Raw genomic sequence first — 18593 nt, 5'->3', positions numbered from 1 at the left:
TTGTCCAGTATTGTAGAAAACTGCTTTTTTGTAGGAAATCACGGTTAATTCGCAACAGCTTTATCAAGGTGGGAGCTTCGGCCTTGACGCGATGGGTTTAACTTGAGAGTGAAAGGCCACTTTATACACAAGGAGAATGCACCGGATGACTTGGTCCATTCGCTCTCTCGTTTTCGTTGCTCTGTCCTGCTTGGCGATCATCGCGCCGCAAGCGGTTCAAGCTGGTGAGAAGACAGCCTACCCGATTGTTATCAAACATGCTTTTGGAACAACAACGATAGAAAAAAAGCCGGAACGGATCGTCACCGTCGCCTGGGCGAACCACGAGGTTCCCCTTGCACTCGGCGTCGTTCCGGTTGGGTTTGCGCGAGCCAATTTCGGTGATGACGACAATGACGGCCTCTTGCCATGGGTGACCGCAAAGTTGAAGGAACTCGGCGCTGATACGCCTGTACTTTTCGATGAAGGCGACGGAATCGATTTTGAGGCCGTGGCCGAGGCGCAGCCCGACGTCATCCTCGCATCCTATTCCGGCCTGAGCCAGTCCGACTATGAGACACTCAGCCAGATCGCCCCTGTCGTTGCCTATCCCGAAGCGCCCTGGTCCACCGACTGGCGCGACATGATCCGCCTCAACAGCGCTGGTATGAGCATGGCGGAAGAAGGCGAAGCACTGATCGCAAAGATCGAAGGCGAGATTGCCGAGACGGTCAGCCAGTATCCGCATCTCAAGGGCAAGTCGGCCATGTTCGTCACGCATCTCGACACGACGGACCTGAGCACGGTCAATTTTTACACCACCAACGATACGCGGGTGAGATTCTTCAAGGACCTTGGCCTGAACTCACCCAAAAGCGTGGTCGACGCCTCCAAGCCGGGTCAGTTCTCGGGCTCCATCAGCGCCGAGCGCGTCGACATGTTCGATGACGTGGACATCGTCGTGACCTATGGCAGTCAGGAATTGCTGGATGCCATGAAGCGCAATCCTCTTCTCGCCAACATGCCAGTGGTCAAAAACAACGCAATGGTCATGCTGGGCAGAAATCCGGTCGGAACGGCGGCCAATCCCACGCCGCTTTCCATCTCCTGGGTGCTGAAGGACTATGTCGCCCTTCTCGCCGGTGCGGCCGATAAAGCAAAATGACCTTCGCCCGCATCCGGCGCACAAGCCAGCCGATCACTATATATCGGTCCAACAAAGCAAGGACCGGCTGGCTCGGCGCTGTCGTCCTTCTTCTCGTGATCCTTTGCGTTCTATCCGTGTCGCTCGGCACGCGCGACGTGCCGTGGCCTGACATTGTCGCTGCCTTGCGTGGCCATATGGACACCGTCGGACAAGCCGCTGTCGCGATGCGCATTCCGCGCACCTTGCTCGCACTTCTCGCCGGAGCAGCACTCGGGCTGGCGGGCGCAATCATGCAAGGCATTACCCGCAATCCGCTGGCAGATCCCGGCATTCTGGGCGTCAATATGGGCGCATCGCTCGCCGTCGTCATCGGCGTTGCCTGGTTCAATATCGTTTCTGCACCAGCCTATATCTGGGCAGCCATATTCGGTGCCGGTTGTGCCGCCGTCTTTGTCTATATGGTTGGGTCGCTTGGCCGTGGCGGCGCGACGCCGCTGAAACTAGCGCTGGCAGGTGCAGCCACGTCGGTGGCATTTTCCTCGTTGGTTATCGCCATCGTGCTGCCCCGCAACGACATCGCCGGCGGCATTCGCGCATGGCAGAACGGCGGCGTTGGCGGTGCAACTTTCGACCGACTTTCTTATGTGCTGCCGTTTCTCGCTATTGGTTTCATTGTCAGCCTTCTATCGGCGCGCAAACTGAACTCGCTCGCGCTTGGCGATGAACTTGCCGCCGGGTTGGGAGAAAAAGTTGCCGTCGCACGCGCTGTTGCGGCGCTCGGCGCAATTCTGCTGTGTGGCGCAACCACCGCCATCTGTGGTCCCATCGGATTCGTGGGTCTGGTTGTGCCACATCTCTGTCGCCTGCTGGTAGGCGTGGATCACCGCTGGCTGCTGCCATTCTCGGCCCTCAGCGGAGCCTGTCTCCTGCTTGCTGCCGATATTGTCGGACGCCTCATTGCCCGTCCTGCAGAACTCGATGTCGGGATCGTCACCGCCCTGATCGGCGCACCGTTCTTCATCTGGATCGTCAGGCGCCAACGAGTTCGCGAGTTGTGACCATGCTGCATTCCACCGCCGATCTTATCGCCCGAAATCGCCGTAGCCGCACCCGCAAGCGCAATCTTGTCATCGGTCTGCTTCTGGTCATTCTCGTCGCCCTCTTCCTCCTCACTTTGCTGCTGGGCCAATCGTTCACCCCGCCGAAAGATGTTGTGCGGGTGCTTATGGGCGCAGATGTTCAAGGCGCAAGCTTCACGGTCGGCAAGTTGCGCCTGCCGCGCGCCGTCCTGTCCGTTCTGGCGGGGCTGAGTTTCGGTCTCGGCGGCGTCGCATTCCAGCTTATGCTCCGCAATTCGCTCGCAAGCCCTGATATTATCGGCATCAGTTCCGGTGCAAGTGCTGCGGCAGTTTTTGCTATCGTTGTGCTGTCGCTCAGCGGCCCCATCGTTTCAATCTTTGCCGTTGTTGCTGGGCTCGCCGTCGCGCTGACTGTCTATGGTCTTTCCTTCAGGAACGGGGTCGCCGGAACCCGTCTTATCCTCGTTGGCATTGGTGTGTCGGCTATGCTCGAAAGCGTCATTGCCTATATTCTTTCAAACGCGCCCGCCTGGAGCCTGCAGGAGGCCATGCGTTGGCTCACCGGCAGCGTCAACGGCGCAAGGCTGGATCAGATGCTTCCGCTTCTAGTCGCCCTGATCACTTTCGGCGGGTTACTTTTAAGCCGGTCGCGCGATCTCGAAGCATTGCGGTTGGGCGACGACAGCGCCGCAGCATTGGGAACCAATGTCGGGCGAACCCGGATCATCATCATCATTGCCGCCGTCGGTATGATAGCTTTCGCCACAGCCGTTTCAGGCCCCATTGCTTTCGTCGCGTTCCTGTCCGGCCCGATTGCCGCACGCATCATCGGCAATAACGGTTCCCTGCTCATCCCGTCAGCGCTGATCGGAGCTATACTCGTCCTCGCCGGCGATTATTGCGGACAGTTCCTGCTGCCGGGCCGCTATCCGGTCGGCGTTGTCACCGGAGCACTGGGCGCTCCCTATCTCATCTACCTCATCATACGCGCCAACCGCAGCGGGGCATCCCTATGACCGATCACACCCTCATCGTGCGTGAGTTGACCACCGGCTATGGTGACAGGCTTGTGCTGGACGGTCTCGATCTTGAGGTCCCCTCCGGCAAGGTGACCGCAATTGTCGGGGCGAATGCCTGCGGGAAGTCCACACTTTTACGAACGATGTCCCGGCTTCTGGCCCCACGACACGGGCAGGTGCTACTCGACGGCAAGTCGATCCACACGCTCCCCTCCCGACAACTGGCGCAAACGCTCGGCCTGCTGCCGCAATCGCCGATCGCGCCGGAGGGCATATTGGTTGCCGATCTCGTCAGTCGAGGTCGAAACCCCTATCACGGCGTTTTCTCGCAATGGACACGGGCCGATGACGAAGCAATCGCTGCGGCACTCGAAGCAACCAGAACAAGCGAACTGGCCGACAGGCCGGTGGATGAACTTTCCGGCGGCCAGCGACAGCGTGTCTGGATTGCAATGGCGCTGGCGCAGCAGACCGATATTCTCCTGCTGGACGAACCGACGACCTTTCTCGATATCAGCCATCAGGTCGAAGTTCTGGATCTCCTCACCGATCTCAACCGGGAGCGCGGCACCACAATCGTGATGGTTCTGCACGATCTCAATCTTGCTGCCCGCTATGCGGATTTTCTGGTCGCAATGGCTGACGGACGGCTGCACATAACCGGGACTCCCGATGAAGTGTTGACAGAAAAGACTGTTCGCGACGTCTTTCATCTCGAAAGCCGCATCATGACCGACCCCACTTCCGGCCGTCCGATCATGCTTCCATTGGGGCGGCATCGCCTCCGGCAAGATCAACTTGAAACGCAGCTCGAACCTTCAGATGGATAGCCGCCAACGCGGTAACAACCTTTTTGGACTTCTCCGTTCTGCTGATTTCATAGCGCCGCGATCCAATGATCGCGGCGTTTTTCGTTTCGGTGCAGTCCCAACGCGGCACATCAAGAGAGCACTCCATAATTATCTATAATAATTTAACTTGAGTCACCATAAGACTTGTAGATAATCTATATTTCATAGATTCTTTCTATTTTTATAGATAAAATGGAGAAAGCATGCTCGACACGGTACAATCGAACCCACAAGGCATTGAGAAAACGGCGTCCAGATCGGAACAAGATACATGGACGCTTGCAAGCGCGCGTCTGCTCTATGAACTTCCGTTCAACGATCTTCTTTTGGAGGCACAGAGCGTTCATCGTGCCAATTTCGATCCAAACCGCGTTCAGCTCAGCAAACTGCTCAACATCAAGACGGGCGGCTGCCCCGAAGATTGTGGCTATTGCAGCCAGTCGGCACATCATGCCTCGGGTCTGAAAGCTTCCAAATTGATGAGCCTGGATATGGTTCTCGAAGAAGCGCAGAAGGCAAAGGATAGCGGCGCAACCCGCTATTGCATGGGTGCCGCCTGGCGCAGCCCGAAGCCGCGCGACGAACCGGCCATCGTCGAAATGGTCAAGCAGGTGAAGGCGCTCGGTCTGGAGACCTGCATGACACTAGGCATGCTGAACCCGGATCAGGCGCAGACCTTTGCGGAGGCTGGTCTCGATTATTACAACCACAATATCGATACTTCGGAGCGGTTTTATCCGCGGGTCATCACGACGCGCAGTTTCGATGATCGGCTGGAAACGCTCGCCCATGTCCGTGAAGCCGGGATCAAGGTTTGCAGCGGCGGCATTCTCGGCCTTGGAGAAACCGAAGACGACCGCATCGACATGCTGGTAACGTTGGCAAATCTGCCCGTCCCACCGGAAAGCGTGCCAATCAATATGCTGATCCCGATGCCCGGATCGCCGTTGGAGAAAGCATCGCCCGTCGACCCTATCGCCTTTGTCCGCATCATCGCGCTTGCTCGTCTGATGATGCCGCAGTCGCATGTGCGGCTGACAGCCGGACGCAATTCCATGAGCGATGAAATGCAGGCTCTCTGCTTTTTCGCGGGCGCAAATTCGATCTTTATCGGCGACACGCTGCTGACCGCCGCCAATCCGGGCGAAGACCGCGACACCAGCCTTATGCGGCGGCTTGGCCTGACCGCCGATGCACTGGATACCCATGCATGAACGCCGATCCGTTGGCCCGTTACGCCGCCAAGCTGAAAAACCTTGAGCGACGGCGGCATCTGCGCACGCTTTCGAGCAACAAGGGCGCGGATTTCAGTTCGAACGACTATCTGGGCCTTGCCGCTTCGCCATCGATCCGCACAGGATTGATCGTCGCGCTAAAAAACGGCCTTGCCACCGGATCTGGCGGCTCCCGGCTGTTGCGCGGCAATCACCCGGAACACGAACTTCTGGAATCCGAGGCCGCAGCCTGTTTTCGCGCGCCGTCGATGCTTTATTTCAGCAATGGTTATGCGGCAAACCTCGCGGTTCTCTCGATCTTGCCGCAACGCGGGGATTTGATTGTCTATGACGAATTGATCCATGCCAGCGCGCATGAAGGCATGCGGGCCGGAAAGGCCGACATCGTCTCCGTCCCGCATAACGATGCGGATGCATTCGAGAGAGCCATCCGCACATGGCGTGAGAAGGGAGGAATTGGCTCCCCTTGGATTGTCGTGGAAAGTCTCTATTCGATGGATGGCGACTGCGCGCCGCTTTCCGACCTCATCGAGATAGCAGACCGCCACGACGCTTTTCTTTTCATCGACGAGGCCCATGCAACTGGCGTGCATGGGCCGGGCGGCCGCGGCTTTGCCGCCGGACTGGAAGACCGACAGAATGTGATTACGCTTCACACCTGTGGCAAGGCGATGGGCAGCGCTGGCGGGCTGGTTGGAGCAGATCCAATCCTTCGCGATTTTCTGGTCAATCGCGCCCGACCCTTCATCTATTCGACCGCGCCTTCACCCTTGCAAGTATCCGCAACGCGGCTTGCGCTGAAAATCATGATCGCCGAACAACATCGTCAGCACGAATTGCACCAGCTTATAGACTTCGCCAACGTGCAATTCGCCAATCGCTTCGGCAGACCCGGCAGCGGAACACAGATATTGCCACTCATCATTGGGCATGCCGACCGTGCATTGCGCATCGCAACTCGCATGCAGACCGAAGGCTTCGACATACGCGCCATACGCCCGCCGACTGTGCCTGTCGGTACGGCGCGGCTGCGCATCACCATCACGCTCAATGTCGATGAACCCACGATAACGCGCATGTTCGAGCGCCTTGCCGCGATCATGGCAGAGGAAATGATATGAATCGTACTTTCATTGTTACCGGTACCGATACGGGTATCGGCAAGACCGTCTTTTCTGCAGCCCTTGCGGGTGCGCTCAGTGCCTATTATTGGAAGCCGGTTCAGTCGGGGCTGGAAGAGGCAACCGACAGCGAAACGGTTGTCCAGCTTGCCGGACTTTCACGCCAGAACATCATCCCGGAAAGCTGGCGCTTGAATACGCCTGCTTCGCCCCATCTTGCAGCACAGATTGACGGCATCGAGATCGATACCAATGCGCTGGAAGTGCCGTCAGTCGATGCGCCTCTGGTAATCGAGGGCGCGGGCGGATTGCATGTACCGCTGACGCGCAGCACGACATTCATCGATGTTTTTGCGCGCTGGCAGAAGCCGATCATCCTCTGTGCAAGAACCGGCCTTGGCACAATCAATCATACACTGCTTTCGCTTGAGGCATTGAACCGGCGCAATATCCCTGTGCTCGGCATTGCCTTCATCGGCGATCCTCAACCGGATACCGAGCAGATCATCCCGGAACTGAGTGGCGTTCGCGGACTGGGGCGACTGCCCAAACTTGCGAAACTCAATCCGGACACGCTCCGCCATGCCTTTCGCGAGCATTTCGACATAAACGTTTTTAACGAGGCTTCCGAATGAGCGGGCATTCGTCTCCTGTCTGGCATCCCTTCACCCAGCACGCCACCGAACCGGCTTTCCGCAGGATCGTCAAAACTGACGGTGCCTATCTGAAGGATGAAACCGGAAGGTTGGTGCTGGATGCCATATCGTCCTGGTGGGTGATTACCCATGGGCACCGCCATCCGACAATCATGACGGCGATCCAGAATGCGCTGGAAAACTTCGATCAGATCATCTTTGCCGAGTTCACTCACGAGCCGGCAGAAAGGTTGGCGCAGGAACTGGTCGAGGTCGCTCCACAGGGCCTCGCCCATGTGTTCTATTCCGACAGTGGTTCCACAGCGGTCGAAGTTGCGATCAAGATGGCACTCGGTTTCTATCACAACAGAAACGAACCGCGCTCACGCATCGTCGTGATGGAACATAGCTATCACGGCGATACGATTGGCACCATGTCCGCTGGCGCGCGCAGTGTTTTCAACGCGGCTTATGAACCCTTGCTATTTCAGGTCAACACCATCCCGTTTCCGTCGGCAGGCCGAGAGCAGGAAACACTTGATGCGCTGGAGCAGTTCTGCCGCAATGGCGAGGTTGCAGCCCTGCTGATAGAGCCGCTTGTTCTGGGTGCAGGCGGAATGAAAATCTATCCCCCGCATTTGCTGGCTGAATTCCGGCGGATTACGCAGCGCTACGGAACACTGCTCATCGCCGATGAAGTGATGACCGGATGGGGACGTACTGGCACAATGTTCGCCTGCGAACAGGCACCCATCACCCCGGATATTCTGTGCCTTTCCAAAGGCATTACAGGCGGCGCTCTTCCGCTGGCTGCAACACTCAGCACGGCTGAAATCTTCGACGCGCATTTCTCGAAGGATCGCGGCCGAACGTTCTTTCATTCCAGCTCCTACACGGCCAATCCGATTGCCTGTGCAGCCGCCTGCGCCAATATTGAAGTCTGGCAAACGGAACCCGTTGCGGATCGCATCAAGACAGTGGGGCAATTGCACTCGGAAAGGCTACCGCGCTTTCAGGGCGACCGTCGTTTCGCCAATCTGCGCCAGCAGGGTACCATTGCAGCCCTCGACCTCGCCGTCGAGCAAACCGGATACCTTTCCGATGCAGGACCCAAATTGAAAGCCTTCTTCCGTGAAAGAGGTGTGCTTCTGCGTCCGCTCGGCAATGTTATCTATCTGATGCCCCCCTATTGCGTAACGCCTGCCGATCTGGACCTCGCTTATGATGCGATTGATGCGGCGGCGGACATGATAAGGGGCGGGGCGCGATGAGCATTTCGAGCCGTATGGCGGGCTTCGGCCATTATGTGCCGGAGCGCCGTGTTGACAATGCCGAGCTGGAACAGCGTCTTGGACTTGAAGCTGGCTGGATCGAAAGACGCACCGGAATCCGGGAGCGGCGCTGGGCGGCGCCTAATGAAACGCTGACGAACATGGCGATGAAGGCGGGAGAAATGGCTCTCCAGGATGCCGGTCTTCCGCACAATTCGGTGGCGCTCGTCATTCTGGCTACATCGACGCCCGATCATCTCCTTCCACCTTCCGCGCCCCTTCTCGCTCACAAGCTGGGTCTGGAAAACTGCGGCGGGATCGATCTTGCAGGGGCTTGTTCCGGGTTTCTTTATGCCCTCGTGCTGGCCGATGGTTTCGTCAAAAATTTCCGCAAATCGGTTCTGGTGGTCGCTGCCAACATATTGAGCCGCCGCATCAATATGGAGGAACGCAACACGGCAATTCTCTTCGCGGACGCTGCTGGAGCCGTTCTGCTCGCACCGTCAAATGACCCACATGCCGGGCTGCGTGGATCGGCGCTCACATCTGATGGCGGACATTACAGCCTGATCTCCATTCCGGCTGGTGATTCAAGAATGACCATGCGAGACGGCAAAGCCGTCTTTACACAGGCCGTTCGCATGATGACGCGTTGTGCAGCGGATGTGCTTGAACAGGCAAAGCTTGCTGCCGCCGATGTGGACAGGTTCTTTCCCCATCAGGCCAATGCGCGCATGGTCGATACGGTCTGCGACCAACTGCATCTGCCTGCTTCTATCACGGCGAGGACCATCGGCGCGTTCGGTAATTCATCTGCGGCGACGATCCCGCTTTCGTTGTCGCTGGCAGCGGAATCGCGCGCTTTCCACCCCGGAGAGCAGCTGCTCCTATCTGCCGCCGGAGCCGGAATGCTTGCCGGTTCTGTGGTCTGGAAAATTGGCGACGGGTGAAATGCAGCAACGGCTTGAATTACAACATCGGCCTTTTCGATGCGACTGAGATGGCTGTCAAAGGAGTATCCTCGTCAAACATCTCCAAGAGGTTTCGCAGCAAATTCTCCTTGGGACGCTTGCACATTTCAAGAATATTATCCGACCATCCGGCAGCCAGACAATTGATACTATTTACGTTTATCTAATATGAATTATTAGAAAATACTAATTCAACTTTAGAATACGAAATTTAAAAACGTACAATATTAATACAACTTCCGGGCTGTTGATAACATATTCGCTCCAACTGATAAGTGAGCCATGAATCGCTAGCGATATTTTCTAAGAGACTATTTGACTTGCAATTTAGCCGAGGGACAGGAGTATTATGAAACATTCAACCCGAGCAAATTGCGCCACTTCATCTGCCAGAATTGCGTACAGGCGCGCGCGGGCAATAGCTCACAACCTGCTGCCGCATTTGCACTCTACCGATTCCTATTCGGTTATTGCTTTAGTAGGTGCAGCAACAATCGCACTGACCAGTTCCGTCAGGGCCGACGACTATCATTTTATCGGCAAAAACGTCCTTCTCGACAACTGGGGAAAACCAACCTCCTGGGCGGAAGGCAAGACACCGGGCGGCACGGATCGGGCAATCATATCCGGCACCGCAACCGGAATTCTGCCTAGTGTAGGTTCGACTATCGGTTCGATATGGATAACCGAAGCCAGCGCTCTGAGGACTTTCAATCAGGCTACAAGCGCTGCCACGATTACAATCAATGGCATTAATGGTACAGGCGTCGTATCGGACGCCAACCGGATGATCAATTTTTTCCGAGGGACAAACTTAGGCGGCAATATATCCATTCAAGCGACCAACGAGGCGGGTGGCGGGTTCAGCTTCTACCCCCCACCTGTTGGATCAGGCGTGAAGGGGTTCCTTGATACAAATGGTTATACGTTGACGTTTGATCCGGTGAATGCCGCCAACGTTATGAATGTAACTGGTGGGTATGAAATTATTGGCTCGGGAAATCTGATCAAAACTGGAGCGGGGCTCCTGAGCATTGAAGGATACACCAATAATACGGCACACACCTCATCACCGGCAGTGTATTCGGGAAGTACCTGGATTCAACAAGGCACGTTGGCCCTGATAGGCACCGCCAGCCTACGGAATTCGAGTAATGTTCGTGTCGACGGCATTCTCGATATTTCTGCGACAGCCGATGGCCTCTATGATCCTCTCGGAATTCTCGGTGGCACAAGCGTATCTGTCCTGACCGGCAATGGCAGTATCTTGCTCGGTGCGCGCAATCTGGCCCTGAACGAAGGCGGGAGCGACTTTGCCGGACAGATTTCAGGAACCGGAAAGCTGATCTTCCAGCAAGGCACCTCCGCTCTTACTGGCGAAAGCACTTATAGCGGCGGCACAGATATCATCGATGCACGCCTGAATACCGGGAATGCCAAGGCATTGGGCAGTGGCACAGTCACCATGCAAGGCAATGCCACGCTCGGATTTCTCACCGATGGGATGACACTTGATAACAAAGTTGTTCTTGCAAATGGCAGCACATCGACAATCGACACCGGCGCTTTCATCGGAACACTCGCCGGTGACATCAGCGGCAACGGCTCCCTAACCAAACAAGGGAATGGCACGCTGACCGTTGCGGGTTCCAACAGCTACACAGGCTCCACGAATGTGCTGGCCGGTGTGCTGCGAGCCGATGCCGAAAACACTTTGAGCGCGGCGAGCGCCGTTGATCTGGCAACCGGAGCAACGCTCGATCTCAATGGCAATGGTCAGACCATTGCAGGTCTTTCAAACGCTGGAACTATCAAATTCGGCACAAAGGCAGGAACCACACTGACAGTTGCCGGCAACTACACTGGCAACGGCGTTATTGTCCTCAATACCGTTCTTGGCGGCGATGACTCTCCCACGGACAGGCTTGTGATCACTGGCGATACGTCAGGAAGTGCAGCATTACAGGTCAACAACCTCAAGGGTGAAGGTGCGCCAACCGTCGCAGGCATCAAGATCATTGACGTCGCTGGCAGTTCCGACGGCACGTTTTCCCTCAATGGGGATTATGAAATTCAAGGCGAGCAGGCTATCGTAGCCGGAGCATATGCTTATCAGCTGCACAAGAACGGGAAAGCCGACACGACGGACGGTGATTGGTATCTGCGCTCAACATTGAAGCCCAAAGCAGCCGATCCGATAACACCACCGACCTCCACAAAGCCGCTATATCAGGCGGGAGCGCCGCTCTATGAAGCTTATCCGCAGGTGCTTCAGGCGCTGAACGGATTATCCTCACTGCAGCAACGCGTAGGTGACCGTTATTGGGTTGTGCAAGGGAGCAATGGAACGACCAGCACCGCTCGCTCGTCGGTTTGGGGCAGAATTGAAGGTGCGCACAACCGCCTCATGCCGAATTCTACCACAACATTAACTGCGTATGACGTCGATACCTACAAAATGCAGGCCGGTCTGGATGGCCAGTTTGTCGATGGCGATAGCGGCAGGCTGATCGGTGGCTTGACGGCGCAATATGGCAAGGCATCCGCAGATGTCTGGTCCGTATTCGGTGATGGTACGATCGATACTGAAGGCTATGGCCTTGGTGCAACACTGACCTGGTATGGCAACAGTGACACTTATGTCGACGGTCAGGTTCAAGCTAACTGGTTCGACAGCGATCTTTCTTCTGTGACAGCAGAAAGAGGCATGACCGATAGCAACAAGGGCTTTGGCTATGCCCTGGGCATGGAAGCCGGAAAACGGTTTGCCGTTGCCCCTGGCTGGACACTGACGCCGCAAGCGCAGCTTATCTATTCGTCGGTTGATTTCAACAGCTTCAACGACGCATTCGGGGCCCGCGTATCACTGAAAGATGGCGACAGCCTCAACGGTCGCCTTGGACTTTCAGCCGATTATCGCGAAAGCTGGCAGGCTGCGAACGGATTGGTCTCCAGTGCCAATGTGTATGGCATCGTCAATCTCTATTATGAGTTTCTGGATGGTGCCCGTACCGATCTTGCCGGGACCAGCCTCGGCATCAGGAACGAGAGATTCTGGGGCGGCGTCGGCCTTGGCAGTACGTATAGCTGGTTTGGCGGAAAATATTCGTTTTATGGAGAAGGGTTGCTGAAGACCAGCCTTGTGCATCCAAGTGATAGTTTCGGCGTAAATGGCACCGTCGGCTTCAAGGTCTCATTCTGACAAGGCGATAACAGGTCGTATGGGATGACTGCACAAACAGGCGGCGACACGATATTCCGTCGCCGCCTGTTCATTTTTCAAGTCAGTTCAAGCCATTCATGGAGCGTATCTGGCGTGCAGTTGCCTGCAAAAGTGTAAAAGCCTCGAAACGTCCCTCATGCCATTTGGCGCGCTCGGCATCCGGCCTGTTCACCTCTCCGAGTTCCGACATTGCATGCATCGCAGAAGCCAGATCGGGATAACCACCTGCGGCCACCGCACCCAGCATGGCTGAGCCGAGCAGAACAGGTTCCGGCGAAGTGGAAGCGGCGATGACAAGGCCCGTCGTGTCAGCGAGCACCTGTCGCACCAGATGCGAACGCGCAGCCCCACCAGAAACGACGATAGTATCCGTCACGATACCCTTTGCCTTTTGCGCCTCGACGATTTGCCGTGCGCCATAGCCAAGCCCGCACAGCCCAGCCAGATAAAGCGCCGTCAGACTATCGATCCCGGCATCGAGATCAAGTCCGGCAATGATCGCGCGCGCATCGGGATCAGCGAACGGTGCACGATTGCCGAGGAATTCCGGCACAACGTGAATGTTGCCGATGATTGCATCCGCCTTTTCAATGCCACCCCTCGCCTCGACTTCGGCAGCAAGGCTGTCGGCAAGCCCCTTGCCTTCGTCAGCCGCCTGCTTTTCAGCTTCCGCCGCGAAAGGATGCATGTGGATCAGGTGATCGATAGCAGCGCCGGCTGCCGACTGGCCGCCTTCGTTGAGCCACAAGCCCGGAACCATCGCCGAATAGTACGGCCCCCAGACACCATCCACGAAAACCGGCTGTTCGGTGGTCGTCATGGTGCAGGCCGACGTGCCGAACACATAGGCCATGCGCGACAATATCCGGCCTTCCGAACCGCGCGCTCCAACTGTGCCGATGCCACCCGCATGGGCGTCGATCAGACCGGCGGCAATTGCGGTGCCGGGCATGAGACCGAGTTCTGCCGCAGCCTGTTCGCTCAAGCCGCCAAGCTTTTCGCCACCCGCGTGAACGTCGGTACCAATACGGACGAAATTTTCATCCGCCAGTTCGCCAAGGCCCACTTCACGGAAATAAGTCTCGTCCCAGCGCTTTTCATGGCTGAGATAGGTCCATTTGCAGGTGACCGTGCAGGCGGAACGAGCAAGACTGCCGCAGGATTTCCATGTGAGAAAATCGGTCAGATCGAAAAACTGCCAGGCCGCGGCGAAAGTTTCAGGTTTGTTTTCCTTGAGCCAAAGCAGCTTCGGCGTTTCCATCTCGGGGGAAATGGTGCCGCCAACATAATCGAGCACCTTGGCCTTGGTCGCATTGATACGCTCAGCCTGACCGACTGCGCGGTGATCCATCCACACGATGATGTCGCGTGCTGGATCGTTGGACGGACCGATGGCGAGCGGCTTGCCGCCCTCGCCCAGCACCACAAGCGAACATGTCGCGTCATAGCCGATACCGGCAATATCAGCCGGATCGACACCAGCAATCGCGACCGCTTCGCGCACACTTTCGCACACGGCCTGCCATATATTGGCGCTCGACTGCTCGACAATGCTGCCCGCCTCACGCCAGATGGTGATATCGCGCTTGGCCGAAGAAAGCATGGTGCCGCTGGCGTCGAAAAGACCGGCGCGGGCGCTGCCGGTGCCGACATCGACGCCCAGATAATAGCTGGTCATGGTCGCTCCCATTTACAGATCGAGGCTCTGTGGAAGAATGACCAGATCGCGAATGGTGATGTTGCGCGGGCGGGTCAGCATGAACATCACCGATTCCGCAACTTCCTTCGGTTCCATCAGACTGCCGTTGGCCAGCGCTTCGTCCAGCTTGGCCTTCGGCCAGTCGCTGATGAGTGCGGTTACGACCGGCCCCGGTAGAACGCCACCGACGCGGATACCGTGTGGGGCGACCTGACGGCGAACTGTGTGCACAAAAGCCTGAACGGCATGTTTGGATGCCGTGTAGATCGGTTCCCAGATCACCGGTACAACGCCCGCGACAGAGCTCGTCATAATGATGTCGCCAGTCTTGCGCTCCATCATATGCGGCAGCACAGCATGGATGGTGCGGAAGGCCGCGTTGATATTGAGGTTCAACATGCGATCCCATGCATCCGGGTCACCTTCCCACAGAGGTCCGCCAATATAAGCGCCAGCATTGGCATGGAACACGTCGAGCTGGCCTGCCTGTTCGAGTATCTGCGGCATCATAGTGGCGACGGATGCCGGATTGAGCAGATCGATGACCAGCGGTTTGGCCTTATTGCCGAGTTCGGCACATTTTTCCTTCAGCGCTTTCTCGTCACGGTCGACGAGAAACACCGTCATGCCCGCTTCGATCATGTGCTTTGCGCATTCGAAGCCGATGCCAGAGGCAGCACCGGTAACGGCGCCGACTTTTCCATTGAGATCCTGAGCCATTTTCAGTCCTTAGAGGTTTAAGCGCGACCGTGCGACTGGCGCGAGCGGCGGGCAAGGGAGTCGACAATAACGGCGATGGCGAGCACTGCGCCGGTAATCATGTAGCGAAGCGAAGACGAGAGATCGAGCAGCGTCAAACCGCTGGCAATCGACTGGATGACGATAATGCCCAGCAGAGCCGACCAGGCGCTGCCACGTCCGCCAAAGAGGCTAGTGCCGCCGATGACCGCTGCTGCAATCGCGTTTAGATTGACGTCGCCAGTGCCTGCCTGCTGGCTGGAGGAAGCAAGACGCGCCGCAGCCAGAATGCCACCTGCGGCGGCCAGAACCGAACAGGTCATGAAAGCCGACATATAGATGAATTTCACATTGATACCCGCACGGCGCGCGGCTTCACGGTTGCCGCCGACCGCCTGCATGGCCCGCCCCCACTGGGTGCGGGTGAGTGCGTAGTTCATCGCGATGACCAGCGCCACGAACAGGCCGAACATCCACGGCACACCGCGCGACTGGTTGAGATAAAACACGGCACCGCCAACAATGACCGTGATGACAATGGCCTTGAGCGCGATCCCGACCGACGACGGCGCTGACAGACCGGCTTCACGACGGCGCTGCGCAGAGCGGAACCCGGTGAAAAAGATCGCAAGCCCGGCAATCAGCACCAACGCATAGGATAGCGGGCGCGGCATAACCAGAAGCTGGCCGAAACTCACGAGCCAGGAACCATAAGGCAGGTTGATCGAGCCGGTATTGCCGAGCAGATAAAGCTGAAGGCCAAGCGCCGCCAACAGACCAGCCAGCGTGGAAACGAAGCTCGGCATGCTGAAACGATTATAGAGAAATGCGTAAAGCAGGCCGATCAACGCGCCGCTGCACAGCACCGCCAGCATCGCAAAGCCGACGGGCCAGCCATGATTGACCCAAAGCACACCGACGATGGCTGAAGCCAGACCGCTAACCGAACCGACAGAGAGGTCGATTTCACCCAGCATCAGGATGCAGACAATACCGAGCGAAATTACGCCGATAGTCGAACAGTCGAACAGCAGGTTAACGAGATTGTTGCTCGACAGAAAAACCGGGTTCAACGTCTGGAAAACGGTCCAGATGATAACAAGACCGACAATAACCGGCAGCGATCCAAGATCGCCCGAACGAACACGGTCGAAGAAATTGCGCAGCGCACCTGAAACGCCTTCGTCATGGCGCACGCGTGTATCCTGTCGATCGAGAGGGGTATTTCCGGTTGCCTGATTCATTATGCTTCTCCCCGATCATGGACCTGACCGGTTTCATGCTGCGCCTGACGCCGTTCGGCACGGCGGGAAACGGAATTGCTGCTTGCCCCGGTGATGGCTGCGACCAGCTCTTCATTCGATGAATCCGGATAGAAAACACCATTATTGCGGCCAAGCCGCAGCACGACAATGCGGTCTGCGACGGCACGCACGTCTTCCATATTATGGCTAATCATCAAGACACCGAGCCCACGGTCACGGACACGCTCGATAAGATCGAGAACCTCGGCCGTCTGTGCAACGCCAAGTGCGGCCGTCGGTTCATCGAGCATGATGAGCTTGGGATCGAGCAGCAGCGAACGCGAGATCGCAACCGTCTGGCGCTGACCACCCGACAGGGACGCGACCGGCTCGCGTACGCTCGGGATACGGGCGGAAAGCTCGTTCAGAAGCTTCCACGCCTTGATCTCCATGGACACTTCATCAAGGCGATAGGGGCTCATTTCGCGGCCAAGGAAAATATTGGCAACAACGTCGAGATTCTCGCAAAGCGCCAGATCCTGAAAGACCGTCGCAATGCCGAGATCGAGCGCAACGCCCGGCGACGAAAGCACAACCTTTTCGCCATTGAATTCGATACTGCCGGATGTCGGCTGATGGACGCCAGCCAGCGTCTTGATCAGGGTAGACTTTCCCGCGCCGTTATCGCCGACAAGAGCGACAACTTCGCCCGGAAAGACTTCCAGATCGATATCTGTCAGCGCTGACACGGCGCCGAAATTCTTGGATATGCCGCTTAGGCGCAGCACTGGCTGCTGCGACGACGCAGCGGCTTTGTGATCTTGGGACATGATCTCACTTTCCCTAGCATATAGCAGGATACGCCATTGCGCATCGAATTGCCCGGCCGGATAACCGGCCGGGCGTATCGCTATCTAGTTGGTGATGCCGAGCTTCTTGCAGCCTTCGGCATAACGGTCCACGCAGAGCGTGGCGGCGGGGACAATGTTCTTGTCGATGATTTCAGCCTTGAGGTTTTCAGCCGTCACGACCACCGGAACGAAAAGCTTCGACGGCGTGTTGTAAAGCGTGGCTTCAGCCTTCGGGGTTTCACCGTTCAGGAGCTGGCCCGCGACGCGTGCGGCTTCTGCAGCAACAATTTCAGACGGCTTGTTGATCGTGTTGTACTGATCGCCCGAAATGATGAGCTGAAGTGCTGCAATCGTCGCATCATTGCCGGTGACCGGCGGAAGCGGATCGATGCCTGCCGCCTTCATGGCTGCAATGGCGCCGCCTGCGGTGCCGTCATTGGCAGCCACAACGCCGACGATCTGGTCATTGAAGCGGGTGATCTGGCCGCTTGCCCACTGCTGAGCCTTGCTTGGTGCCCATTCAGGCGTGTCATATTCGGCGAGCGTCTTGTAACCGCTGTCCTTCAGACCTGCGTGAATACCGTTCTTGATGAGGCCTGCTGCAGCATCGGTCGGCGAACCGTTGATCTGCAGAACGCCGCCCTTGTCACCCGCGACGCCCTTGTCCTTCAGGTGCTTTACCAGCGATTCCGCAATCGACTTGCCGATGGCTTCATTGTCGAACGACACGTAGAAATCAGAGGTCGCATCCGGGATCGGGCGGTCATAGGCAATGACCTTGATATCCTGCGACTGGGCGAGTTTGACCAGCGAGGCTGCCGCTGCGGTATCGACCGCGTCGAGCACGATCACCTTCGCACCTTGCGAAATGACCGAGTTGAACTGCTGCTGCTGCTTGCTCGCATCGCCATCGGCATTGAGATAAAGCACCTTGCAGCTTTCACAGATTTTCTTCATCTCGGCGGCGAAGCCCGGATAATCGCGCTCCTCATAGCGCGTCGATGCCTGGTCTGGCATCAAAAAGCCGACCACTGCATCCTTCACTTCCGCCTGCGCATTGCCAGCGAACGACGATAACACCACCGCAGCAAAAGCTGCCTTACCAAACATATTCTTCATGTCTCACTCCCATTGGGTTTTCAATTTTGTATTTTACGTAATCTTGCAGACAAACTTTATCTCGCTATTCCACCCCATATGTTCTCCCTATAGCGACCTCCAGTTCCCTGGAATTCCGGTATTCCGGCGCCGCATTGTTTTGCGGCGCACCAAACAAATCGAGCAATGCTGACGGGACTTGTTACGCATGAAGGGAAGCCTTTTTTCTGGCTTCGGCATGTGTGCACCGCTCCTCTCGGCATACAATCATGTTGCACCATCGATAGTGCAGCGTAACCATCGCTCAATATCTGGCATCTGGTCAAGGGGAAAAATGACAGAGGAATAAATCGGATTATGTCTTCCCCTACTTGCAGCGAACACTATCGCACCGCTAAGATTGGGGCCCAACCCAGACGAAAAGCAGGCCTG

Annotated in this window: 15 protein-coding genes; 10 read left to right on the top strand and 5 right to left on the bottom strand. The window is 56.9% G+C overall.

Translation table 11 applies throughout. The annotated features are described in order from the left end of the window. The first annotated feature begins 145 nt into the window (after positions 1–145). The 10 genes from F9K94_RS08235 (at position 146) to F9K94_RS08190 (ending at position 12510) form a co-directional block, all read left to right on the top strand. Positions 146–1144: an iron-siderophore ABC transporter substrate-binding protein gene (locus F9K94_RS08235; protein WP_151644832.1), complete on the top strand. Its 999-nt coding sequence runs from the start codon at positions 146–148 to the stop codon at positions 1142–1144. Beyond that, positions 1141–2184 carry a FecCD family ABC transporter permease gene (locus tag F9K94_RS08230; RefSeq protein WP_151644830.1) on the top strand — a complete coding sequence of 348 codons (1044 nt, stop codon included), beginning with the start codon at positions 1141–1143 and terminating at the stop codon, positions 2182–2184. The genes F9K94_RS08235 and F9K94_RS08230 overlap by 4 nt, the downstream gene beginning before the upstream one ends. A 2-nt stretch (positions 2185–2186) precedes the next feature. Further along, positions 2187–3221 carry a FecCD family ABC transporter permease gene (locus F9K94_RS08225; protein ID WP_151644828.1) on the top strand — a complete coding sequence of 345 codons (1035 nt, stop codon included), beginning with the start codon at positions 2187–2189 and terminating at the stop codon, positions 3219–3221. Next, on the top strand, positions 3218–4054 hold the full coding sequence (locus F9K94_RS08220) for an ABC transporter ATP-binding protein (RefSeq protein ID WP_151644826.1): 837 nt from the start codon (positions 3218–3220) through the stop codon (positions 4052–4054). Before F9K94_RS08225 ends, F9K94_RS08220 begins: the two co-directional genes overlap by 4 nt. Positions 4055–4278: 224 nt before the next feature. Then, positions 4279–5289: a biotin synthase BioB gene (bioB, locus tag F9K94_RS08215; RefSeq protein ID WP_151644824.1), complete on the top strand. Its 1011-nt coding sequence runs from the start codon at positions 4279–4281 to the stop codon at positions 5287–5289. Further along, positions 5286–6431 (top strand): 8-amino-7-oxononanoate synthase, encoded by a 1146-nt coding sequence (locus F9K94_RS08210; RefSeq protein ID WP_151644823.1) that lies wholly within the window; start codon positions 5286–5288, stop codon positions 6429–6431. Before bioB ends, F9K94_RS08210 begins: the two co-directional genes overlap by 4 nt. Further along, entirely contained in the window at positions 6428–7066 is a 639-nt protein-coding gene (bioD, locus tag F9K94_RS08205; protein ID WP_151644822.1) for a dethiobiotin synthase, read from the top strand. Before F9K94_RS08210 ends, bioD begins: the two co-directional genes overlap by 4 nt. Continuing rightward, a complete protein-coding gene (locus tag F9K94_RS08200) occupies positions 7063–8337 on the top strand; it encodes an adenosylmethionine--8-amino-7-oxononanoate transaminase (RefSeq protein WP_151644820.1) in 1275 nt (424 codons plus the stop codon). The genes bioD and F9K94_RS08200 overlap by 4 nt, the downstream gene beginning before the upstream one ends. Continuing rightward, positions 8334–9287, top strand: coding sequence for a beta-ketoacyl-ACP synthase III (locus tag F9K94_RS08195; RefSeq protein ID WP_151644818.1), 954 nt, complete (start codon positions 8334–8336; stop codon positions 9285–9287). Before F9K94_RS08200 ends, F9K94_RS08195 begins: the two co-directional genes overlap by 4 nt. A 370-nt stretch (positions 9288–9657) precedes the next feature. Continuing rightward, a complete protein-coding gene (locus F9K94_RS08190) occupies positions 9658–12510 on the top strand; it encodes an autotransporter family protein (protein ID WP_151644816.1) in 2853 nt (950 codons plus the stop codon). Positions 12511–12592: 82 nt separating this feature from the next. Here F9K94_RS08190 and F9K94_RS08185 read toward each other — a convergent pair whose 3' ends face one another. The 5 genes from F9K94_RS08185 to F9K94_RS08165 all read right to left on the bottom strand — a co-directional run bounded on the left by F9K94_RS08185 (position 12593) and on the right by F9K94_RS08165 (position 18173). Further along, entirely contained in the window at positions 12593–14209 is a 1617-nt protein-coding gene (locus F9K94_RS08185) for an FGGY-family carbohydrate kinase (RefSeq protein WP_151644814.1), read from the bottom strand. 12 nt (positions 14210–14221) lie between these two features. Beyond that, positions 14222–14950 (bottom strand): SDR family oxidoreductase, encoded by a 729-nt coding sequence (locus tag F9K94_RS08180; RefSeq protein WP_061346778.1) that lies wholly within the window; start codon positions 14948–14950, stop codon positions 14222–14224. A gap of 17 nt (positions 14951–14967) precedes the next feature. Then, the gene (locus tag F9K94_RS08175; protein ID WP_151644812.1) at positions 14968–16212 is read right to left on the bottom strand and encodes a sugar ABC transporter permease; all 1245 of its coding nucleotides are present in this window, start codon (positions 16210–16212) and stop codon (positions 14968–14970) included. Continuing rightward, the gene (locus F9K94_RS08170; RefSeq protein ID WP_061346780.1) at positions 16212–17042 is read right to left on the bottom strand and encodes an ATP-binding cassette domain-containing protein; all 831 of its coding nucleotides are present in this window, start codon (positions 17040–17042) and stop codon (positions 16212–16214) included. Before F9K94_RS08170 ends, F9K94_RS08175 begins: the two co-directional genes overlap by 1 nt. 84 nt (positions 17043–17126) lie before the next feature. After that, a complete protein-coding gene (locus F9K94_RS08165) occupies positions 17127–18173 on the bottom strand; it encodes an ABC transporter substrate-binding protein (protein WP_235912730.1) in 1047 nt (348 codons plus the stop codon). Between the last annotated feature and the right edge of the window lie 420 nt (positions 18174–18593).

It is taken from the genome of Brucella tritici, assembly GCF_008932285.1.
In the GTDB taxonomy this organism is placed as follows: Bacteria; Pseudomonadota; Alphaproteobacteria; order Rhizobiales; family Rhizobiaceae; genus Brucella; species Brucella tritici.
The sequence above is the reverse complement of the archived record's forward strand: the minus strand, read 5'-3'. Positions and strand labels throughout refer to the sequence as shown.